21 protein-coding genes and 4 pseudogenes are annotated in these 21,604 nt (G+C 61.2%); 6 read left to right on the forward strand and 19 right to left on the reverse strand.

From position 1 onward, the window contains the following. Position 1 precedes the first annotated feature (1 nt). Positions 2-271: a hypothetical protein gene (locus tag LB520_RS19845; protein ID WP_224638626.1), complete on the reverse strand. Its 270-nt coding sequence runs from the start codon at positions 269-271 to the stop codon at positions 2-4. A gap of 141 nt (positions 272-412) precedes the next feature. On the opposite strand from LB520_RS19845, the gene LB520_RS19850 reads away from it, so the two are divergent. Both LB520_RS19850 and LB520_RS19855 read left to right on the forward strand, forming a co-directional pair. Then, a complete protein-coding gene (locus LB520_RS19850) occupies positions 413-700 on the forward strand; it encodes a hypothetical protein (RefSeq protein ID WP_224638628.1) in 288 nt (95 codons plus the stop codon). Positions 701-839: 139 nt separating this feature from the next. Further along, a complete protein-coding gene (locus LB520_RS19855) occupies positions 840-1,079 on the forward strand; it encodes a hypothetical protein (protein ID WP_224638629.1) in 240 nt (79 codons plus the stop codon). A gap of 2 nt (positions 1,080-1,081) precedes the next feature. On the opposite strand, the gene LB520_RS19860 is transcribed toward LB520_RS19855, so the two are convergent. From LB520_RS19860 to LB520_RS19870, 3 genes and pseudogenes are all read right to left on the reverse strand, one after another. Then, complete coding sequence (locus tag LB520_RS19860) at positions 1,082-1,675, reverse strand: SOS response-associated peptidase (protein ID WP_224638630.1); 594 nt, start codon at positions 1,673-1,675, stop codon at positions 1,082-1,084. Positions 1,676-1,720: 45 nt separating this feature from the next. After that, positions 1,721-2,545 (reverse strand): Ku protein, encoded by an 825-nt coding sequence (locus LB520_RS19865; RefSeq protein ID WP_224638632.1) that lies wholly within the window; start codon positions 2,543-2,545, stop codon positions 1,721-1,723. A gap of 482 nt (positions 2,546-3,027) precedes the next feature. Beyond that, positions 3,028-3,469: pseudogene (locus LB520_RS19870) on the reverse strand (ferritin-like domain-containing protein). Here LB520_RS19870 and LB520_RS19875 point away from each other — a divergent pair. Next, positions 3,383-3,667 carry a hypothetical protein gene (locus LB520_RS19875; RefSeq protein WP_224638845.1) on the forward strand — a complete coding sequence of 95 codons (285 nt, stop codon included), beginning with the start codon at positions 3,383-3,385 and terminating at the stop codon, positions 3,665-3,667. The pseudogene LB520_RS19870 and the gene LB520_RS19875 sit on opposite strands and share 87 nt — an antisense overlap. Before the next feature lie 2,107 nt (positions 3,668-5,774). Here the strand turns inward: LB520_RS19875 and LB520_RS19885 are convergent. Next, positions 5,775-7,406 carry a thiamine pyrophosphate-binding protein gene (locus LB520_RS19885; protein ID WP_224638648.1) on the reverse strand — a complete coding sequence of 544 codons (1,632 nt, stop codon included), beginning with the start codon at positions 7,404-7,406 and terminating at the stop codon, positions 5,775-5,777. A 1,323-nt stretch (positions 7,407-8,729) separates the two neighbouring features. Here LB520_RS19885 and LB520_RS19890 point away from each other — a divergent pair. After that, a complete protein-coding gene (locus LB520_RS19890; protein ID WP_224638831.1) occupies positions 8,730-9,605 on the forward strand; it encodes an SDR family oxidoreductase in 876 nt (291 codons plus the stop codon). A gap of 39 nt (positions 9,606-9,644) precedes the next feature. On the opposite strand, the pseudogene LB520_RS19895 reads toward LB520_RS19890, so the two are convergent. The 3 genes and pseudogenes from LB520_RS19895 to LB520_RS19905 all read right to left on the reverse strand — a co-directional run. Then, positions 9,645-9,835: pseudogene (locus tag LB520_RS19895) on the reverse strand (hypothetical protein); the annotation flags it as partial. 407 nt (positions 9,836-10,242) lie between these two features. Further along, positions 10,243-10,737: an RES family NAD+ phosphorylase gene (locus LB520_RS19900; RefSeq protein ID WP_224638833.1), complete on the reverse strand. Its 495-nt coding sequence runs from the start codon at positions 10,735-10,737 to the stop codon at positions 10,243-10,245. 11 nt (positions 10,738-10,748) lie between these two features. Then, on the reverse strand, positions 10,749-11,099 hold the full coding sequence (locus LB520_RS19905) for an antitoxin Xre/MbcA/ParS toxin-binding domain-containing protein (protein ID WP_140541390.1): 351 nt from the start codon (positions 11,097-11,099) through the stop codon (positions 10,749-10,751). 303 nt (positions 11,100-11,402) lie between these two features. Here LB520_RS19905 and LB520_RS19910 point away from each other — a divergent pair, with 303 nt between their 5' ends. Further along, positions 11,403-12,071, forward strand: a complete 669-nt coding sequence (locus LB520_RS19910) for a DUF1236 domain-containing protein (protein WP_224638650.1) — start codon at positions 11,403-11,405, stop codon at positions 12,069-12,071. Between the two features lie 150 nt (positions 12,072-12,221). Here the strand turns inward: LB520_RS19910 and LB520_RS19915 are convergent. From LB520_RS19915 to LB520_RS19925, 3 genes and pseudogenes are all read right to left on the reverse strand, one after another. Next, positions 12,222-12,493 (reverse strand): annotated as a pseudogene (locus tag LB520_RS19915) (aldehyde dehydrogenase family protein); the annotation flags it as partial. Positions 12,494-12,576: 83 nt separating this feature from the next. Beyond that, entirely contained in the window at positions 12,577-12,912 is a 336-nt protein-coding gene (locus tag LB520_RS19920) for a hypothetical protein (protein ID WP_224638652.1), read from the reverse strand. Positions 12,913-12,947: 35 nt separating this feature from the next. Further along, entirely contained in the window at positions 12,948-13,136 is a 189-nt protein-coding gene (locus LB520_RS19925; protein WP_224638653.1) for an alcohol dehydrogenase catalytic domain-containing protein, read from the reverse strand. On the opposite strand from LB520_RS19925, the pseudogene LB520_RS19930 reads away from it, so the two are divergent. Beyond that, positions 13,131-13,271, forward strand: a pseudogene (locus tag LB520_RS19930) (IS110 family transposase); the annotation flags it as partial. The gene LB520_RS19925 and the pseudogene LB520_RS19930 overlap by 6 nt on opposite strands. Positions 13,272-13,480: 209 nt before the next feature. Here LB520_RS19930 and LB520_RS19935 read toward each other — a convergent pair. The 8 genes from LB520_RS19935 to araG are packed head-to-tail and all read right to left on the reverse strand — an operon-like array spanning position 13,481 to position 21,600. Beyond that, positions 13,481-14,353, reverse strand: coding sequence for an SMP-30/gluconolactonase/LRE family protein (locus LB520_RS19935; RefSeq protein WP_224638663.1), 873 nt, complete (start codon positions 14,351-14,353; stop codon positions 13,481-13,483). Next, positions 14,350-15,249, reverse strand: a complete 900-nt coding sequence (locus LB520_RS19940) for an aldose 1-epimerase (protein WP_224638666.1) — start codon at positions 15,247-15,249, stop codon at positions 14,350-14,352. The genes LB520_RS19935 and LB520_RS19940 overlap by 4 nt, the downstream gene beginning before the upstream one ends. A gap of 2 nt (positions 15,250-15,251) precedes the next feature. Beyond that, a complete protein-coding gene (locus LB520_RS19945) occupies positions 15,252-16,106 on the reverse strand; it encodes a carbohydrate ABC transporter permease (protein ID WP_224634306.1) in 855 nt (284 codons plus the stop codon). After that, entirely contained in the window at positions 16,106-17,035 is a 930-nt protein-coding gene (locus tag LB520_RS19950) for a carbohydrate ABC transporter permease (RefSeq protein ID WP_224638669.1), read from the reverse strand. Before LB520_RS19950 ends, LB520_RS19945 begins: the two co-directional genes overlap by 1 nt. After that, positions 17,035-18,342: an ABC transporter substrate-binding protein gene (locus LB520_RS19955; protein ID WP_224532725.1), complete on the reverse strand. Its 1,308-nt coding sequence runs from the start codon at positions 18,340-18,342 to the stop codon at positions 17,035-17,037. The genes LB520_RS19950 and LB520_RS19955 overlap by 1 nt, the downstream gene beginning before the upstream one ends. A 26-nt stretch (positions 18,343-18,368) precedes the next feature. Then, positions 18,369-19,133 carry an SDR family oxidoreductase gene (locus LB520_RS19960; RefSeq protein WP_224638835.1) on the reverse strand — a complete coding sequence of 255 codons (765 nt, stop codon included), beginning with the start codon at positions 19,131-19,133 and terminating at the stop codon, positions 18,369-18,371. Continuing rightward, positions 19,130-20,080 (reverse strand): L-arabinose ABC transporter permease AraH, encoded by a 951-nt coding sequence (gene araH / locus LB520_RS19965; RefSeq protein WP_224532726.1) that lies wholly within the window; start codon positions 20,078-20,080, stop codon positions 19,130-19,132. Before araH ends, LB520_RS19960 begins: the two co-directional genes overlap by 4 nt. Before the next feature lie 8 nt (positions 20,081-20,088). Next, the gene (gene araG / locus LB520_RS19970; RefSeq protein ID WP_224638671.1) at positions 20,089-21,600 is read right to left on the reverse strand and encodes an L-arabinose ABC transporter ATP-binding protein AraG; all 1,512 of its coding nucleotides are present in this window, start codon (positions 21,598-21,600) and stop codon (positions 20,089-20,091) included. Positions 21,601-21,604: the final 4 nt, after the last annotated feature.

Below are 21,604 nucleotides of genomic sequence, written 5' to 3' on the forward strand. Positions count from 1 at the left end.
TTTACTCGTCGCGCCAAATCACACGCCTTTCCCATCGTATTTCCTTCAGGCGCCGGAAACGGATGCTCACAAGCTCCTGTCGGTAGGGATGGAAGAGTTCCGCCGACATCCACTCCCGCTTGCCGCAGGCCTGACAACGTACCCTTTCTCGCACCTGGTTTATGGTGACATTGCCGATCACCTCGCGGAGCTCGATCGGTTTGTAATGGCGTGTGATATGGCAATGGCCGCAGGAGATGCGCGCGATCTGCCCTGCCTCATGGGCATGCATCAGCGTCCAAGCCTGGCCTCGTGGCCACTTTTCGGGTTGTTCCGGCATCCTCTGAAATGAGGAACATATTCCCATGCAGTCAAGGTGCGTCTTGACTCTTTGTTCTCTTTTCGTTCACTGTTTGCGAAAGGAGACAGAACCATGAAACCGATACGTGCGACCGAAGCCGAGCAGCCCGAAATCTACGCAACCGTCAGGCGCGAAATGCCTGCCATCCACCGAGCAGCTCAAAAGATGGCAAAGCACCTGCGTGGACTGTCAGATGTCAGCCAGAAGCAGGCGATTACAGAACTCACGGCCGCCTGGATCATGGCGATCTACCCCGACAGCCTTAACCTGGCGATATCGCTTTCGGATGCGATGCGCGACCAGACCGACATCGATTTGCAGCAAGCCTTTGAAACCAGGCGACGGAAATTGAGCAATTAATGGTTGCCCGCAGCCGTAGCATTCCGCCGCCAACGATGATCGATCGCGATATGCCGCACCAGGTGGCGCTGCCCGACGACATGTGCACGGCACACAACTTCACGCTGATCCGGCGGTTTCTTGAGGAGCAAGGGCTATCTTGCCGGACGCGATCCGTGATCGCGATCTGGAAGACGGCAAGCAGGAGCAATGGCGACTGCATTGTTTCGCTGATCGCGATGCCGCCGCCGCATTCCTTGACCACTTCGGCGGGATCATGTTCGATCCCAAGCGCGACAGGGAGAATGGACGCGCACGTGGCGCCTGGCGTCGCAAGGGCGTCTATCAGCGGATTTTCGACATTGGACCGCTCAGTGTGCCGGAGCCTCTCCGCAACTGAACTCAGGCGCGCTCTGGCCGTACCGTTTCAACGGACAACGATCCCGCCGGCGAGGGTCGCAACAACTCTCTCTCCGGTCTCGACAAATCAAGCCACGCTGACCAGTTTTCGGGCTGAAGAACGACCACCTGGCGATTGTGATATGGCGAGACATCCGGCCCGGGATCGGTCGTCAACATGGTGAAGGTGGGCGGCTTGTTGCCGGCCGCTTCCCGCCAGAGCCCGGCGATAGCCAGGAAAGGAGCGCCGTTCAGAGTGAAGCGGTGTTTCGCCTTCGGGTATTTGGTGCCAGTGAATTCGAAGAACGCCGAGGCCGGGACCAGACAGCGTTTGCTGTCGGCGAAACGACGTCCTTCCGATCGGAAGTTGAACACCGGTCCTCCCTTCGGGCCGGCCGGCGGAAACCCAAACGTCATCGACGCAAGTTCAACTCCGTCTCCGGCAGCGAGCATGATCGGCGCCGGATCATTGATGCGGATATCATCAGCTTGGGGAAGATCGAGTTCAGTTTGATGAGCCGGGATCTTCAGCGCCAGCGAAGCCATCGTCCGGCAATATTCGGCCCAAGCGACATGCTGCTCATAGTCGTTGCACATGCTGTCCCCACAAAAGCAATACGAACGGGGCCGTCCGTTGCCATGCTAGGCGGATTTTCGCGCGGGCTTTGCGTTTGCCCGCCCCTTGATACCCTCCGCAGCGAGGCTCTTCTTCAGCACTGCAGCCAGGTCCACCACGTTCTCCCTGGGTTTCGGCGCCGGCTTGGGCGGCTTCTTGCCCTTGCGCTTGGCGTCGATCATGGCGATCAGCGCATCCTCATAGGTATCTTCGAATTTCGAGGGGTCGAACTTTGTTGCCTTCTTGTCGATCAGCAGCCCGGCAATTTCGAGCAGATCCTTGTCGTATTTGGGGCTTTTCACGTCGTCGAAGATGCTCTTTTCTGAAATCATCTCGTTGTGGGTTCGTAACTCGGTCAAAAGCATTCCTTTGCCGAAGGGCTGGATAATGACTTCCCTGCCCCGCTGGTACAGCACAACACAAGATCGCGCCGCGACCCGCTTCTTGGCCATTGCTTCTCGCAGCACCGAAAACGTCTCAACAGCGGCGCCATCGGCCGGGATGACGTAATAGGGCTTTTCCAGATACCTCGTGTCGATCTCATCGATCGCGACGAAGCCCTCAATGTCGAGCGTATGCTGCGACGTGAGCTTCAGCTTTTTGATCTCGTCCGGCTCGATTTCGAGGAAGTCGCCCTTCTCAACCTCGTAGCCCTTGATCTGATCTTCTGAAGGAACGACGTCGCCGGTACCTTCATCGATATAGGCGCTCTTGACCGGCAGGCCGTTTTCGCGGTTCAGAATCTTGAAATGGACCTTCCCCGCCTCAGTGGTTGCTCCCACCAGCTTTACGCTGCATGCGACCGATCCGAATTTCAGGAAACCTTTCCAAACCGCGCGCGGCGCTGCCATGTTTCATCCTCCGTTAGGTGAAGAAACACTGGCACCCGCGGGGGGGTTCCGACTTCGTTCAGTTTCCTAGAAATCGATAAGCTTTTTGAGCCTGCCACCCGCGAGGGACGAAGGGCAAGCTCTCGGACTGTGGGCAGCCCGAGAATAACGCGCCATCTGGCGAGGGTGCGTCACCCGACAAGGAAGGCTGCCAGACGCCTTACGTTCCATCATCGCGTAAGCCCTGTAATGGCGCCTGTCGCAGGTAGTCTTCGCCGCGCATGTGTTTCACTCGCCCTATTAGGACCGGCCGAACTTATTGCGTGGCGGGCCGGTTCGGCGAATCGTACTCGTCGACAGCGCTTGGTCGGTTCCCGGAGGTCCCTGTACTTGCCCCGCAACGCCAGCAAGATTGAAGACGCGTGCGCGATGACGATCGGCGGTGATATACAGCAGCAGGAAGAAGATCGGTCGCCAAAGCTCTCACGGCTAGTGCTTTGCAGTCACTCAGGTTGGCTGTGGCGCGCGAGGAATTGGTGCACGAGTTTCGGCAGGTGGGTTTCAGCCACTCCGCCATCGCCTCTTCTTCCCGCAAGATGCCCTCGCAGACCCGCTGCGTCTCGATATCGCCCGCCTCCTCGGCCGTCGCACTCAGGATTCGATAGCTCGCGATCTCCATGTGCTCGAACGTGTAGCTTGCGAGAGCGCCTTTCAGGACTTCGTCGCCGACAAAGAAGCCGCTCAGTCCCTGGGCGGTCGCGAGCATCTTGGCGCCTGCGTCCTTCGCAACGATGTGCTTTCGCCCATACGTTCGAGGCACTCGCTGACGCGTTTGGCCTGCCGACGGGTTTCCTCCAGATGAAGCGAGAACCTGTCACGCAATTCGGGGTAGTTTTGGAGCCGGCTAACCTGGGTGCTGATCATCGTTTCGGCCTGCTCTTCCATGACGCTGACCTGCGGGAACTGGGGCGTCAGACCTATCGCGATTGGGACATCACGGACGCCGATCTGCGACAGAAATGGAAGAAGGGCGACAAATCGGAGTTCTATCCATACGGGGACAATTCAATCTCAATGGACGAGCTCATGCTACAGATGGCGGGAGCAGTCGATCAATTCGCGGGCAGAGCTGAGACTGAGTGAGCATCCGATTGTGCCGCCCGCCCGGAGGGCGATTCATCGTCGGTGGGTAGGCCCGTGGGCCGGTAAAGCTCATTTGGCAGGATTCGCGATCGCCAGTCCCCCAATGCACAAAAGATCCGCGGCCTCCTGTGAACGGCGGATCGCCCTCTCTCAGCGAATTTGCAGAACTCTCAAGCACACTACCAATGCACGCGCTTCGGTGATCGGCCTGCCCCCGCGCGTTGCCACTGCGCACCCAGGCTACTCCAGCACCTGCCCATCGGCTTTGACCGGCGGGCTTTTTCTTTTGTTGACATGGGACGCAACCAAAGGCGAGTTTGACGGCGTTTGAGGGATCATCCGATTTTGAGAGGGTCTCGTGCCAATTCATCAAAGAGCCCGAGAAGCTGGCATCTTCAGTTCTTCGGACCTAGCGCTGCTCGGTCGCGTGTTCGACAAATTGAAGGTCGAACATCAGTCCCCCGAGCGACGCGAAGCCCTCGCATCTCGCCTTCTGGCCAACTACCTGGCAGGGATCAGGGACGAGGCGGAACTGCTGTCAGTGTCAAAACAGCCGCTCGGTCGCTAGATGATACTCCTCACGTTACGGCCGGACAGGTATTGGCGATGAATCTTCTGCTTTTTCTCAAGCAAATGTACGCTGGGACCGGCTCGCATAATCCTGTGTCATGCGCGAGCCGGGCTTTTGGAATTCCTAAGGACGCCAGCTAGAGCCGCCCACCCGGGAAATTCCCCTCGTTAATGCTCCCGAGCTACAGCCCATTAGTCAAAACTGCATTAGAAAGAGCTTTGTGCGGGGTTCCTGGGCTCGGGCGGACCATCCGGGAAAGGAGAGCGTAAGCAGTTTGAGGGAAGATGGCCTCGGCTTCGGTCGGCGGGCTTTTTTCACTTTCTGTTACGCATAATCTAAACCCGAAACCTTGCCGCTCACAATCAGTTCGGCGCGATGCATGGGGTCTCCCATGGGTCATGGAAGAGCGACAAGAAAGATCTTGGTCCGGCGGCTAGTTAAGGAGACGGGGGTTCCGAAGAACAAACCCGAGAGCTCATCAAGATGATCGGCACTGGCTGGGCATCGCTCCTGCGAGAAGCGCGCGCTTTCTGCAGCGAAAGTAGCGATCCCGCGGAACATTCCCGCCAACTCGATGTTCGATAGCCGCGGCGCATGCCCCTCCCAGCATTTTACCGCGTCGCGTCGGGTTTCGGCAATTTTCCCGACATGAGCCCGCATCGCCCTCCCCCCGGTGCGGGCTCTTTCATTGCTGCACACGCAGTTCCGTCACGAGCGCTTCAAGAGCTTTAATGTTCTCTGCGTAGGATGTCGCCTGGCCAGGATACCATCTGCTGGCGATAGAAAGACACCCACTTCGGCAGGTCGGCATCGGGAACGTTCCTCGCCAGACGCCCTTCTCCAGCGTGAAGGTGCCGGCAACGAATCGTAAGTCGCTATTGTCTTCGTGGTGCAAGTCCACGTCGCGTCGTCCATCGTCGCGTTATAAGTTCGCGCCCCTGAAACAAAAGCCGCATTCCGATCGTTTGCCATTAGCAAGCCAGCGCGGTGCGCCATTCCATCCACCTGGATCAGGAAAAGCGAATACGATCCCGCAACCAGGAGCTCTCCGGCTGGTTCGTGGCCAGCGGCAAGCACGCCTCGCACGGTTCTATTACGAATACGGCGACGACGGGGAGAGACTCCTATGATTGAGGTGCTTTATGTCGACGATGACCGCCAGGACGAGCTGATCGCCAACGTCAGACATGAGCCTGTTCAGTATTTTGCAGGCCTTCTTGACTGCCTTCTGGATTCGAGGCGGTCGCGTTTGAGAGGCTGCTTTGGTCGCGCGAAATCCCAGCTGGCATCCTTGCCGCAGCCGGCATTCACATGCCCACGCGGGCCGCGCGGACGCTGCCGCATGGCGTCGCCGGGGCGTGTCGTTTCGTCGCTCGCTCGAAATACTCCAGGTTGCTCACATACCCGGTTTCGACCCTCACGCGCGGGTCATAGTCAGGGCGGTGATCGATTGCATGATGCTTCGGCTGCCAGGTGGCGTTCAACACGCGGCCGCCATTTTCAGCGACCTCGTTCAGCAGAAGGCGCTGCCTGTGCTTAGTGAATGTGTCTGACGAGCTCCTGTGAAACTGGCAGCTCAACCGCGCCATTGATCGGGATGTCCAGCATGATAAGGCCTCCCGAATGCTCGTCATCGCGGACCCAGGAGCGCAGTTCGTTCAGGCCGGGCCGTCCCTCGAGCCGCCGACCGCGTCCGCCGAGACTCTCTGCGAGCTTGGCGAAGTCAGGCGAGGCATAACGTGCATGGCGTTCCGGGAGACCCTTGTGTCCCAGCGTATGACGCTCCTGTCCGAAGCCTTCATCATTGAGAATGATGATCGTAAGCGGCAGATCGTACCGGACGGCTGTATCTAGATCGGCCATGTTCATCATAAGCGAGCCGTCGCCGGTCACCAGTGTCACACGCTGTCCGGGCCGCGCGAAGCAGGCGCCGATCGCAAGACCGAGCCCTTGGCCGATGCAGGCGAAATCGAAGGAATAGGCCCAATCGCGTGGATTTCGGACAGTCAGTTTTTGGCAGATCGCCTGGGCCGAGTGGCCGCCGTCCGCCACGATGATGCGGTCAGGGGGAAGTACATCTTGAAGAACATCAAGCGCGCGCCGCGGATCGACGTGTCCGTTCTCGGCATCTGCGTAGTCCTGGCGCCGGCTGAGGCCCGGCAGTCGCGGTTGCGCATGCGCCTTGCCGCCACGGCGGCGTACCGCCCCGCAAAGCCGTTGGGTGGTGAGACGCGCATCTCCCAATAGCGCCAATGTAGGCGACGCATACGCCCCGAAAGCGGTCGGATCGGCGTCGATCTGAATGATCTTCCTGTTACGAACGAGCTCTCCGTGGTTCGTGGTCCACTGGTTGAGGCTCGCGCCAACCGCGAGCAAAATATCGCAATCGCTGAGAGCTTCCTCGGCGATGCCTTGGCCGAGGCCACCGCTGACCCAGACTGCGAATGGATGGTCGCTGCATATTCCCTTTGCAACGAGAGAGCTTGCGATAGGCGCGCCGAGTGCCGTTGCGAGCTCTCCGATCACGGCATCCGCCCCGGCGAGCACCGCACCGCGTCCGGCGAGGATAGCTGGGCGTTCGGCTTGAAGGAGAAGGTCGGCGGCGCGGTCGACCGCAGCTTCCTCCGGCTCACTCGCCATGGGAGCTGAAGGACGCGCGTACGACCAATCATCGCTGAGGTCTGTCGTCTGAACATTGTAAGGCAGGTTCAGCACAAATGGTCCGAGACCGGCGTGTAGATGCCTGAATACCGCGTCGAGCGCGGGGGCAACCATTTTCTCGTTCTCTATCACCACTCCGGCGCCTGCCGTCGCGGTCGTGAAAGCGCCCTGATCCAGCCGCTGCGGATTGTGCATGTCGCCGAGTGAGGTCTGCCCCGCGAGCAGCAGAACGGGCGACCGATGATGGCGCGCGACTGTCAGCGACGTCGCGGTGTTGGTCAAGCCGGGGCCTTGCGTCACGGAACCGAGGCCCGGCCGGCCGGAGAAACGGGCATAGCCATCGGCCATCGCCACGGCGTTCTGCTCGTGCCGCGCATGCACGAGCGTGCGGCGATGACGTTCCGCGAACTCCACCATGAGGTCCATGTTGCCATCGCCCATGAGACCGAAGATTGGACTGTCGGTTGCGTCCGATATTGCCCGCGCGACAGCTTCGTAGACTTTCATGTGAAAACCTCCATGGAAAACACTTGAATGCCGCTTCCGCCGAACGGCACCGTGCAAGGCAGTTCTCATTGCGGCCGCGTTTGACGAAGTAACTCCTTGGCCGGCGGGGCGTTGCAAGTCTGCCCTACTAATCTCAATCAGGATGGTTCACCTTGAGATTGCTTCAGAAATGGAAAGGACCGCGATGCCGGTTCGCGACTAGAGGTCTCGACCAGAGGCGCTGTTCGCTAACTCCTCGAAATATGCCCTGAGGGCGCGAGCAACATGACGGCCGAATCTGCCGGCTGCACCGATCACAAGGATCATTATCGAACTGCACTCAGCCCGGTCGCGGCAAGCCTTGGCGCGCAGGCACCTGCACTTCCAAGTCCAGCGTCGTCAGCGCCTTTCGGAGCGGCTTTCGCCGTCGCGCAGTTGTTTCGTCCTGGCGGTCGGAGTTGTCCTTTCAGTGCAGCCCTAACGCTTAAGATTAGGCCTGATCGCCTCGACCTCTTCTCGCGTGTTCGTATCGGGTAATTCGCCCGCGCTCTCCGGATTTGGTGCGGGATTCTCACGCGTATCTCTTGGCGGCTTTCTCTTAGGCTTGACGCCGGGCGGATTGGATTCGCCCCCTTTTTTCTGCTTCAGCTTTTTCGGCACCTTCTTGACCTCGCACAAGCATCGAGACGCTGCAGCGATATCATTGAATGCCGCTGCGGACGCTTTGGCGGAACGTTACATGCGAGCAGTTGGTTCCTACCTAGATAAGATGCAGCGGCGGGGGCTGGAACCGATCGGAGGCATGTTGAAGATCAGCGGCTATATGACACGTGTGTCAAGGTGGCCAACCCCGACCAGTCAGTCTGCGACGGCACGCAGATAACGGACAGGTTTGACGTCGAAGCTGTTCCAGGAGGCGAGAAGGACCGAGCGGTCGGCAGCGATAAACCGATCGCGACGTGGTGCTTCGCATGTGGCGTCTCCGCGCAAGACCCGCTCACGTCGTTCCACCGACAGATTGACCACCTGTTCGATGACTTCTTCGCGCCGATAGCCGAAGCGACTACGGCCGGCGATCTTTGGCCGAGCGTCGATGCCAACGTGGTGGAGAAAAGACACGCCGCCTTCTTTTCGACGCCTCAGGATCGAAGCAAGGAACCTAATCAACTCGGCGCGGTTCGGGCGCTTCACGCGCCTCGGAGAAGCCGAATGACGAAAATTCACCCGCAATCATTGTCCCGACGTGAAGTTATGGCCGCGGCGGGGGTGGGCATAGCCGCCGGCGTGGCGGGGGACGCCCGTGCACAGCAGACAAGCACCAAACCTTTAGAGAACGGTACCGCGATGCAAGACCCCCGCTCCAAATACCCGAAGCCGCCATTCGAAGCACAGAACCAGCCCTGGCCGGGTCTGGCACGCGACATGAAACCCAAACCCGACCATGGAGAGACGAGCTACAAGGGGCCAGGCCGGCTTGCGGGCCGCAAAGCCTTGATCACGGGCGGCGATTCCGGCATGGGCCGGGCCGCTGCAATTGCCTATGCACGCGAAGGAGCGGATGTCGCTATCAATTACTATCCGACCGAAGAACCCGACGCCAACGAAGTGATCCAGCTCATACGCGATGCCGGCAGGACCGGCGTTGCTCTGCCCGGCGATTTGCGGGAGGAGGCGTTTTGTCAGAAACTGGTGGCCGACGCCGTGCAGCAGCTCGGGGGTCTCGACATTGTCGTTTGCAATGCCGCCAGGCAGCAGGCGAAGCCCACGATCCTTGACATCACGAGCGAGGATTTTGACGCCACGATAAAGACGAACATCTACGCACCGTTCTGGATCATCAAGGCTGCGCTGCCGCATCTGAAGCCAGGATCCTGCTTAATCGGCACGACGTCGGAACAGGCCTACGACCCTTCGCCCGACCTCTACGACTACGCCCAAACCAAGGCCGCGACGATGAACTCCGTGAAGTCCTTGGCAAAGCAACTCGGCCCCAAAGGTATTCGCGTCAACGGCGTGGCGCCCGGGCCGATCTGGACCCCGCTGCAGATAAGCGGCGGCGCGTCAGAGGAAAAGTACAAGAAATTCGGCAGCACGACCGTGCTGGAACGGCCGGGGCAGCCGGCCGAACTGGCCTCCATCTACGTGCAGTTGGCGGCCGACGACGCGAGCTTCACAACCGGAAACATCTACGGGTCCGGCGGAGGACAGGGACAACCGTGACAAAAAGATAGCGGCGGCGCCAAGTTCGGCGCCGCCCTGTCACGCTTGAGCGTTCTTAGCGACCCAGAGGCTCTCAACAATTGCCGTTGCATATCGGTCATCGCAAGGCGCAGTGTAGATGCGGCCGTAGCGATCCTGATATCGGCAGGGCTGATCACCGCGGCGCTCGGCGTGATGGCTGAGCCGGCCACGGCGCCGACCAGTGCGCCGATCACCGTGCTCTTGGTGTTGCAGCTGGCGTCCAGTGATTGTGGTCGTGCGGGCGGGCATTGCGACCGCAGTGCCTACACCCACTACCTCGAAGCCAGCTTCAAACCCGACTTGATGTCGAGCAGTATTATAGTTTCGTCTTCAACAACGCGAACCGCGCTGTCGATCATGAAGTATCCCAAATTGGTGCGCACTCAACTGCGGAGGAGATATTTCAGTTCCAGTTAGAATGACCATAGAGACGCGAACGCGGAGTTGTTGCTGCCAGGGATGGTTGCAACTGAGCGGTGGCGACGAAATGACCCCCGATCGCTAAGCACAGCGGTACCCTATTGAGCTGAAAGTGCGCGCTCTTTCCGTCAGACTTGAGTTCCCGGCTCCCTGTCGAAGGCAGCATAGTTGGCAACGCGGGCAGCGGCCAGCGAGATCAACCGAGCCGTTGCTCGTCGTCGATCAGCTCGAGCCTGGATGGGGCAGCGTCACCCCATCGCCACAGAACGAGATTCAAGTCGCCGATTGCGGCGCCCTTGGCAAAGCTCGGCACGAGCAGGCCATTATAGTCTTGCGCGACCAGCTCGCGGGCAAATCGCTGCGTATGCGCCTCGCCATGGCCTCTCATCTGATCGCGCCATGTCGGGTCGGCGAGGGCCGCCGCATCGAGACCCATTGCTGCAAGAGCAGTGCCGTCACCTGCGTCGAAGACGGCCTCGATCTCGGCACGATAAGCGACCAGCGTCGTCGGCTGCAGATCGCCTACCTGGTTGGCTTCGTGCAAAGCCGTCAGGACCGAGGTCGACGCATAGAGCGCCGGCATGCCTTTGGGGTTGAAACGTCCTCCATAAAGCTCGGCACCGCGTCCCGACATAGGCTCGCGGGCATACACCGGATTGAGAGCGCGGTAGAGCCGGCCTGAATAGGTGATGGCGGCGATCGTCAGGCGTAGATCCCCGCATCGACCGCGTCGATGAAGTCGAGGATCTCATCGGCTCGACCCTCCCGCACGAGCTGCATGGCCGTCTGCCCCGAAAATCCCGGCAGCGGCTCGGACCGATACCAGGCATAGGCCATGAGCGCGGAGCCAAATCGCGGCTCGACCTTGTTCACGATTTCCACCATCTCGCGCAGGCGGCGCTGCGTCTTGGCTGAGCGCACCCGCTCCCGGCGCTGGACCGCGTCTTTCCCCAGACCAGCCGTACGCGCGATCTCCTCGCTCGTGGTGCGGAAAGCGTCCGCCATCTTCTTCGGTGCGAACAAACCGTTATCCGCATATCGTGCCAAGCCCATTGCAGCACCTCCGTGCACTGCCAAAAATTATGACGCAATATAGCGTCAGTTAGGTCGACATTTCAAGATCTGCCCGGCTTCTCCCCGCAACGATGGCCGTTCCAGCGATCAGGCCTCCACGACCCCACGGCGGACTGCGCAGGGTGTTCGGCAAGATCGACCAAATCTAGACGCAAGCGGGAGCAACAGAGACAGCTCAATGATGACATTTGGAATCTTTCCGTTCAGCGATTCCGCCAGCGGAACGCACGCGCTTCTTCCTCGTTTTTGGCTCTGAGGGAACCATGAAACGGAGACAGAACGATGAGAAGGCTTTTGTTACCTGTTGTGACAGGCGCGCTTGTCGCCTTGTCTGGCGCAGCTTTCGCCGACACTCCCGTATCCGCCGCTACAAACCTTAACGTTCGAGCCGGTCCCGGCTCGCAATATCCGGTCATCGGCGTGCTGCGGGCGGGCCAGACGGCCACACTGAACGGCTGTCTGCAAAACTCGAAATGGTGCACCATCGCCGAGGCCGGTGGTCAAGGCTGGGTCTATTCCGATTTCGTCACCGCAGAATTTGGCGGCAATCGGGTCGTCTTAACCGAGCGGCCGGCCAATTCAGGCATCGCGGTGGTGAAAGCTCCTCGCGATCAGGCTAATGCCGGAGCCGTCGCCGGCGGCGCTACCGGAGCGATCGCCGGCGCTATCATCGGTGGTCCAGTTGGCGCTGCCGTGGGCGGCGCGGCGGGGATCGTGGGCGGCGGTGCGGCTGGTACCGTGATCACTCCCCCCGAACAGGTGCGCACCTACATCACCGAGCACCGGGTCAAGCCTGTTTACCTTCAAGGCAAGGTTGTGACAGGCGCGACCCTGCCTGCGACGGTAGCCCTGCAGAAGATCCCGAACTACCGGTACCGGTATGTCTATGTGAACAACCGACCGGTGCTGGTTGAGCCGTCGACGCGCCGCATCGTCTATGTGGAAGGCTGAACGTGCCATTCGACAGTGAATACCGACCGCCGGGCGAGTTGCACGGCGGTCAAGCCGAGGCGGGCTCGACGGCAACACACGACTGCGAACAACGACACCGTCGATTTATGGTGAACATCTCCGGCGTTAGCGTGGGCTGGCCTGCGTCGTTCACGCAATGCCGCCGAGACAGACATGTTTGATCTCGGTAAACTCCTCGATTCCATGGCGCGACCCTTCCCGGCCCAAACCCGAAGATTTGACGCCGCCGAATGGAGCTTCGAGGTGAGACCGGTGTTGAGACCGACCATGCCGTATTCCAGGGCCTCCGCGACGCGAAACACGTGCGACAGGTCCTTGGCATAGACGTAGGAGGCAAGGCCAAATTCGGTATCATTGGCCTGAGCAATAACATCTGCCCCATCCTTGAACTGAAACAGTGGTGTCCGGCCGGTTGAATGCCGGCGCGGCGACACCATTGTCTCAGACTTCGGTCCTTAGGAGCCATACGCATCGCTTTTCGCCGTTAGATCCGCAGCTTGAGTGCAGCTGGCCTATGCGAAACGCGCAAACCAGCAGTTAATCCGGTGATTGGGTTGCCATGGTCGTCAACGCCTTCATAACCGCCAGCCCGTAAACCAGCGTCTTCCTTTTCACGAGTGTCGCCGACGGCGAAGCCTTCCTGTCCCCGTGGCGGATAGTGTTCGATTACCCAGCGCTTTTCGCGCGCCGAGGAGCTGGCGCCGCCGAAGCTGGTGTCGGTCGATCTCGGAGCCTGCCTTCTATCGGAGATCAGGGCCAAGTCGCATCTGGTCGTCAACGACAGCGCCTTCTTGCGCAGCTTCGATCCCGATTCGATCAAGATCTTGCTGCAACTCGAGGCCACAGCCGCTTCGATCAGCGACAGGTCAACACCGCGACATAGTCGCGAAACCCGCCGTCGCGATGGACGCCCATCACTCCCAAGTTGGCGCAGACGCTGGAGCGGCCGATCTGGCAGGCATAACAATGGCCGCAGGACACGACGGGATCGACGACCACGTAGTCGCCGACGGCGAGGCTGCCGACGTCCTCACCTTCGCGCATCAGCTGCTGACCGCCGGATTCGAGCTGCGCCTGATCTCGTCGCGCGCCCTGATGCGAACGCGAGAGGCTCTTCACAACGGCTGGGACAAGAACGTTCCGAAGGACGCGCATCTCATCCTGCACACACTGCGAATCGCTAGGCTATGTCGATCCACCGGCAGCCGGTCGCTTCAATCATTTTCGCCCAACAAATCACGTCCTTCTGCCCAGCGAATGCACCTTGCGACCTACCCAGTTCAGGACCGCGCGGCTCAGTTGCTGGACGGGCAATTTTGTGTTCCCGTGGTCAAGGCATCGTGCTGCCGCTGACCGGAGTGCCCCGCGAAGGAATATCCGTTTCCTTGTCAGCCGGCGAAGCGCGGCTCCGGCACGCCGCGCACGCCGACGTCGAGCGCCAGCAGCGAGCCGGCCAGCGGCTGAGCCCGCAGATCGGCCTCGTTGGAATCCCAGATGGCTGTGGTGACATAGAGCGTCGCAAGATCCGGGCCGCCGAACATGCAGCTCGATGGACGCTGCACCGGCAGTTCTACGATCCGGTCGATCGAGCCGTCCGGCGCGTAACGTACCAGGCGCCAGCCGCCCCATTGCGCGTTCCACAGATAGCCATGCTCGTCGATCGTCGAACCGTCAGGCGTTCCCGGCTGCTCGGCGGTCGAGGCGAAGAGCCGGCGATTGGCGATGGTCCCAGCGTTGTGATCGTAATCGTAAGCGTAGATCGCGTTCTCCGGAGTATCGGCGAAATAGAAAATGCTGTTGTCGAGGCTCCAGACCAACGAATTGGAGATGCAGATTCCGCCCACCAGGCGCGTCACCTGCAAGTCGGGATCGAGCCGATAAAGCGACGCGCTGTGGTCCTTGAGGTTGTCGTCCATCGTGCCGGCCCAGAATCGGCCCTTGCGGTCGCATTTGCCGTCGTTGAAGCGGTTGGTGGGGATGTGCGCTTCGGGTCTGGCGATCCAGTCGATCTTTTCGGTAGCTGGATCGAAGAAGGCCAGCCCGCTTTCGAAGGCACAGACCAGCCCGCCTCTTTCGCGCAGTGCGAAAGAGCCAATGCGCTCGGGGAAGTGCCATTCGCGAACCTGACCGGTGGCATGGTCGAAGCGGCGCAGCCGCTTGCTCTCGATATCGACCCAATAGAGCGCCTGCTCGGCCACATCCCAGACCGGAACCTCGCCAAGCTTGTCGCGCGAGCGGAAGACTTCCGTGACGCTGCTCATCCCCCATCCTCTGCCGCGCCACACAAAAATGCCATGGAAGTCTCGGTCCCCTGCCCCGGCGCAAGCACCGTCAGGCCACCCAAATCCGGCAGGTTGTGGCCGTTAGCCGAGTGGCTCATCGGTTCGAAGCAGAAGAAGTCCTCGCGGTAGTGCGGATCGAACATCGTGTCGGAGATGAAAAGGAAATAGCGCGACAGCATCGGAGCGGTCTCGATGCACAGCCGCATATGCCGTTCGGGCCAGACGATGGAGGCCGCGCCGTCCCAGCCTTCAAAACCGTTGTTGACCCAATGGCGCGGCAGCGCTCTCGGGTGGTTGAAATCAAGTGCCTCGGGCACTGAGGTGCGGGCGTCCGGAAGCCAGCCCGCTTTTTCCGTCCAATAAGCCTTCGCCGGTGCTTCAAGCGTGGTTGCCGGCGTCAGCGGAAAATAGGGATGCCAGCCGAGCCCGAACGGCATCGGCCGCTGGCAGAGATTTGTCACGCCAAGAATCGCCCTGAAGCTCACCCCTTCGCATTTGAAGCGTTGCGTGGCGCGATAGCGATAAGGTTCTCCCTGAAATTCGAACGACAGCGATGCCTCGGCGTCGCCGCGATCCTCGACGGTCCAGTCGCCAAGCCAGCCATCGCCGTGCAGGTAGTGCTTGTCCCAAGGCGTGTTGGGCTTCAGACGATATTCGGTCCGATCGAACAGAAAACGATTGCCTTCGACCCTGTTGCCGAACGGGACGAGCGGAAAACAACCGGCGTTCAGCGGATCGCGATCCGAACCTTCTGGTGGAGGGCGCAGCAGCGCTTGCCAGCCGTCGCCAAGATCGACCTCCAGCCGCCAGATACTCCCGCCTTGCGTCGAGAGCACGCAGCGAAGTCGGTCGCTGGCGATCTCGATATCGGTCATGGTCAGCCCTTGATGCCGGTCGCGGCGATGCCGCGCACGAAGTGTCGCTGCAAGGCGAGAAAGAAGAGTGCCGTCGGCAGCGTCGCCACGACGGCAGAGGCCATCAACACGCTCTGCTTCATCGACATGCCGGCGCCGCCGACCAATGTCGCCAGCCCGACCGGAAGCGTGCGGGTCTCGTCGGAATTGGTGGCGATCAGCGGCCAGAAGAAATTGTTCCAGCTGGCGACGAAGGTGAAGATCGCGACGGTGGCAAGGCCGGGCTTGGTAAGCGGCAAGAGGATGCGCCAGAAGAAGCCGAAGCGGCCGCAGCCATCCATGATGGCGGCATCCTCCAGTTCGCGCGGCACGGCCTGGAAGAACTGGGTCAGCAGGAAGACACCGAAGGCGTTGGCCGATGCCGGCACGGTCAGGCTGAAGATGCTGTCGACCAGGCCGTAGCTATTCAGGCCAAGGAACAGCGGCACGAAGAGGAGTTCATAGGGCAGCAGGAAGGTCGCGAAGATCACGCCCATGACGACGCGGCGGCCAGGGAACTGCATGCGCGCCAGCGGATAGGCCGCCAAGGCATCGACGGCCAGGGTCAGCGCGGTGGTGAGAATGCCGACAACGGCCGAGTTGCGAAACCAGGTCAGCATGGGGAAGCGCTGAAACAGCGCGCCATAAGCTTCCAGCGTCGGCGTATCCGGGATCCAGGTGGGCGGATAAGCGTAGATCTCGCTTTCCGGCTTGACCGAAGTGACCAGCATCCACAGGATCGGCGCGCCCCAGAGCGCCGTCACGACGATCATCAGCACATAGGCGAGCGAGCGCCCGCCAAGCGATTTTCCGGCACGATTGGAGCGCTGGTCCTGCATCAGATCGCCTTCATCAGCTTCATCTGGGCGAGCGAGAAGAGCAGCGTGATTAAAAGCAGCACCACGCCCGCGGCGGCGGCCGGACCCATCTCGAAATTCTGGAACGCGGTGAGATAGATATATTGCACGATGACGAAGGTGCTCGCCTCCGGCCCGCCCTGCGTCATCACATAAGCCTGGCCGAAGACGCGCCAGCCATTGATTATGGTGAGCGCGGTGACCAGCGCCATGGCCGGCCGCAGCAAAGGCAAGGTGATGTAGACGAAACGCTGCCAGGGGCCGGCGCCGTCGAGCGTGGCGGCATCATGCAATTCCTCGGAAATATCCTGCAGCGCCGCCAGGAAAATGATCATGTTGGTGTTGACGGTCCACCAGATGGTCGTGATGGCCAAAGCCGGCATGGACCAGTGCGGGTCCTTGAGCCAGGCGATCGGCTCGATGCCGATGGTGGTGATGTAATAGTTGACGAGGCCGGTGCCCTTGTCGAACAGCCAACCCCACAGGATGCCGACGGTCGAGACCATGACGACATAGGGAAGGAACACCACCGTCCTCACGAAAGCGGTGCCCTTGAGCTTCTGGTCGAGCAGCATAGCCAAAGCCAGGCCGAGCACGACCATCGGGATCGCCGTCAGGAAGACAAAGTAGAAGGTGTTCCTGATCGCGGTCAGGAACAGCGGATCGGCGAAGATCTGCCGGTAATTGTCGAGCCCGATGAATTCCGGCGCGCCGAGGATATCCCAGCGCATGAAGCTGATGCCGATGGCGGCCAGCGTCGGCAAAAGCATGAAGGCGATGAACAGCGCCAGATAGGGCGACAGGAAGAGATAGGCGGCAAGCGTCATGCCGCTGCGCACCGCCCCTCCCTCCTGCGCCGATGCGCGGCGTGCCCTGGAGCGGCCCGCCGGGTGTGATGCCAGCGATGTCATCAGCCCTTCTTCAGCTGCGCGTCGAGACCTTCCTTCATCGCCTTCAAGGCGTCCGGAACTGGCTTGGAGCCGCTGAGCGCGGCCTGCAGGTTGGTGACCAGCGGCGTCGGCTTGTCGAAAGAGAAGACCGAGAGATATTGCGGGATCAGCGGCTCGTAGACGATGTTGGGCAGGTCGTCGACGAAGGACTTGAAATATTTGTACTGCTCGGTGCCTGTGAAGGCAGCGCTTTCACGCACCGCCTTGCTCTGCGGGATGATGCCGACGGTGGTGGCGGGCGCGGCAAAGTTGTCGAAGAACCACTTCATGAAAGTGCCATCGGCGGCGAGCTTGTCGTCGCTTTTCTGCTTCGACACCGCCATGCAATGCGAGTTCGCCCAGACGGCCGCCTTCCGGCCAAACACCGGCAATTGCGCGGTCATGAAATTCATCTTCTGCGCCATGCGCAGATTGACCTCCCAGGGGCCGATGAACTTCATCGCGACCTGCTTGGAAGCAAAGGCGTCCTCGCCCTTGTTGCCGCCGACCTCGGGATTGGTCACGCCATGCACGTTGATCAGGTCGACGAGATATTGCAACGCCTTCTGCGAGGCCTCGCTGTCAACCGCGGCCAGGCCCTTGTCGTCAAGGAAGGTGCCGCCGAACTGGTACATCAGGCTGAACCAGATCCAGCGCGCTGTCGCCCAGGTGTTCGGCAATTCGAAGCCGTAACGCGTGACCTTGCCGCTGCCGTCCTTGACCGTCAGCTTCTTTGCCCATTCGAGGAATTCCTCGCCGGTCTTCGGCGGCTTGGCCGGATCAAGGCCCGCCTCCTGCACCATGTCGACATTGTAATAGAAGCCGAGCGGATGCACGTCGAGCGGCGCGGCATAGACCTTGCCGTCGAAGGTCACGCCGGTGCGGCCGGCATCCGGAACCTGCGACAGGTCGAGACCGGACGAAGCGACGACGTCGTCGATCGGCCGGATGACCTTGCGCGTGGCGAATTCCGGCAGCTCGGTGATGTGGAAGAGCACCAGGTCCGGCGCACGACCGCCGGCCGAGGAGACCACCCATTTGGAAAATAAGGTGTCCCAGTCATAGCCGGTCGGCTCGACGATGACGCCCTTGCCGCCCTTGTTGAAGGTGTCGATGACGCCGTTGAGCGCGGTGGTGTTGTCGGCGCCGGTCCAGCCATGCCAGAGCGTCACCTTCTCGTCCGCGGCGAAGGCGCCGCGCGGCAACGCGCCCGCCAGCGCAGCACTTGCACCAAGCGCAAGCGCTTGCCGGCGTGTCAGCAGGGATTTCGCGAAGACATCATTTGCCATGGTTTCCTCCCATTATGGCTTGTGTGTCAGGGGTGGTGAAGCACGCTTAGGCCGCCATCCGCGACAAGGCAGGCGGCGTTGATGAAGGGGCATTCGTCGGAGACGAGAAAGACCGCCGCCATGGCGATCTCCTCAGGCGTGGCGATCCGCCCGCCCGGATGCAGCGCCAGCGTCTTGGCGCGCGCGGCCCCCGGATCGTCGAAGCTGTTCCAGTAGTCGATGACCTTCTGGGTGGCGACATAACCGGGCGCCAGCGCGTTCACGCGGATATTGCCGCCGGCATATTCGATCGCCAGCGATTTGGTCAGGCCAAGCAGAGCATGCTTGGCGACGGGATAGGGAAAGGTGTGCGGGATGATGGTGAAGGCGTGCGTCGAGGCGATGTTGAGGATCACGCCGCCGCCCTGCCCGATTATCCCCGGCAGCGCCGCCTTGGCGCAGTGCCAGGCGCCTTTCACATTGACGTCAAGATTGCGCGTCCAGTCGTCCTCGGTGGCTTCAAGCGGCGTCGAGAACACGTTCATGCCGGCATTGTTGATGACGGTGTTGATCGGGCCGATGGCCTTCGTCGCCGCCGCCATGGCGGCCTCGATTGCCTTGGCATCAGCGATATCGGCTGCGGCATGCGCGACGTCGCCCAAGCGTGCAGCGCTTTCGACGAGAATGTCCGCGTCGCGATCGACCAGGAACAGCCCGGCCTGCTCCCGCAGACAGGCCTCGGCGATGGCGTAGCCGATGCCTTGCGCGGCGCCGGTGAGGAAGATCCGTTTTCCCTTAAGACGTCCCATCAGCGCCGCCCCAATGCCGAAGAACGCAGATTGTCGAGGAGCACGGCCAGAAGCAGGATCACGCCTCTGACGATGTATTGGTAGAAGGCCGGGATGTTGAGCAGGTTCATGGCGTTTTCGGCGATGCCCATGATCAGCACGCCGACGATGACGCCCGACATCGTCGCCCTGCCGCCGGCAAGCGAGACGCCGCCGAGCACGCAGGCCGAGATCACCGACAGTTCCAAGCCCACCGCGGCGTTGGGCTGGCCGGAGGTGATGCGCGAGGCAAGCAGGATGCCGGCGATGCCGCAGACCACGCCCTGGAGCGTGAAGATCCAGATGCGCGTCCGGTCGACATTGACGCCGGCAAGTCGCGAAGCTTCCGGGTTGCCGCCAATGGCGAGCGTGTTCTTGCCAAAGACGGTGCTGTTGAGCACAAAGCCGAAAATGGCGAAGAGCACCGCCAGCACCCAGATCGGCGTCGGTATGCCGAGCAGCTTCGAGAGGGCCAGCTGGTAGAAGTCAGGGCTGTTGATGCCGACGGCGCGGCCATCCGACGAGATCAGCGCGAAACCGCGTACGATCTGCATGGTGGCGAGAGTGGTGATCAGGGCGTTGATGCGGAATTTGGCGATGACGACGCCATTGACCCAGCCGACGACCGCGCCGCAGGCGATGGCTGCGACGAGGCCAAGCAGGATCGAGCCGGTTGTGTTCGAGGCCATCACCGCGACCATGCCGGCAAAGGCGACGATGGAGCCGACCGACAGGTCGAAGTCGCGCGCAGCGAGGCAGAACATCATCGTGCAGGCAACGATGCCGACGGTGACCACGGACTGAAGCAGGCCGAGCATGTTGCGGTCGGTGAGGAAGTTCGGCACGAGCAGCGACACCAGCGCGAAGGCGACGATGAAGATGACGACGAGGCCTTGTTCGCCGAGCAGGATCTTCTTCAGCCGACTGGTCATTGGAAGCCTCAGGATGCGATCGCGTCGGGGGTTTTCTTGTCGGGGAGCGCCGCGGCCAGGATCGCCTTTTCGGCGAATTGGTCGCGCGCGAGCTCGGCGCTGATGCGCCCGCCGCACATCACCAGGATGCGGTCGCAAATGCCCATCACTTCCGGCAGCTCGGAGGAGACGACGACGATCGCCATGCCCTCCTCGGCCAGTTGATAGAGCAGCTCGTAGATCTCCGATTTGGCGCCGACATCGATGCCGCGTGTCGGCTCGTCGACGATCAGCACGCGGATGTCCTGCTCCGACAGCCAGCGGCCGAGGATGACTTTCTGCTGGTTGCCGCCTGAGAGATTGACGATGTCCTGCTTGCGCGACGGCGTGCGCACCTTGAGCTTCTTGATGAAGGTTTCGGCGGTCGTGATCTCGCTAGTCCGGCTAAGCACGCCGAAGCGCGTGTGATGGCGCCTGGACGAGATGTTGATGTTCTCCTCGATCGAGCGACCTTGGATGATGCCGTCATGCTTGCGGTCCTCCGAGCACAGCACGATGCCGGCCCTGATTGCGTCATGCGGGCTGGCGGCGGCAACCGTCTTGCCGTCGACCATGATCGTGCCGCCCGAACGCGGATCGGCGCCGAAGACCAGCCGCATCAGTTCGGATCGGCCGGCGCCGATGAGGCCGAAGAAGCCGACGATCTCGCCGGCGCGGGCTTCGAAGCTTGCCGGCGTGCGCAGCCTGGTGCCGCTCAGATTGTCGACCTTGAGGCGAACCTCTCCCGCCTTGCGCGACCGAAAACCCCAGATGTCGGAAATCTCGCGGCCGACCATTTCGGCCACGACCTGATCGCGGGTGACATCCTTCAGCGATTGATGATGTGCGGCGAGCTTGCCGTCGCGCAGCACCGTCAGGCTGTCGCAGAGCCGGAACACCTCGTCGAGGCGGTGCGAGACATAGATGATGACCTTGCCCTCGCCGCGCAGCCGGCCGATCAGCTTAAACAGGATCTCGCTTTCGCGCGAGGACAGCGACGAGGTCGGCTCGTCGAGCGCAATCACCCGGGCATCGAGCATCACGGCCTTGGCGATCTCGACCATCTGGCGCTCGCCGATCGAGAGCGTCTTGACCTTGCGGCGCATGTCGATATCGATGCCGGCCGATTTCAACTTGGCGCCGACGTCGTCGAGCATGCGGCGGCGGGCGATGACGCCGGCGCTTGCCGGAAAGCGTCCGAGGCTGAGATTCTCGGCGACGCTCAACTCGGGCACCAGCTGCAATTCCTGGTGGATGACGATGACGCCATTGTCGAAGGCATTTCTGGTCGAGGCATAGGCCTGGACCTTGCCGTCGATGCTTATCTCGCCGGCATCGGCATGCTGGTCGCCGGACAGGATCTTGATGAGCGTCGATTTGCCGGCGCCGTTCTCACCCATCAATCCGTGCACGGCGCCCTTTTCGACGCCGAACGACACATCCGACAAGGCTTTGACGCCCGGATAGGTCTTGGTGATGTTGGAGAATTCGAGAAAGGACACGGGG

It is taken from the genome of Mesorhizobium sp. CA12, from assembly GCF_020165255.1.
Lineage (GTDB): Bacteria > Pseudomonadota > Alphaproteobacteria > Rhizobiales > Rhizobiaceae > Mesorhizobium.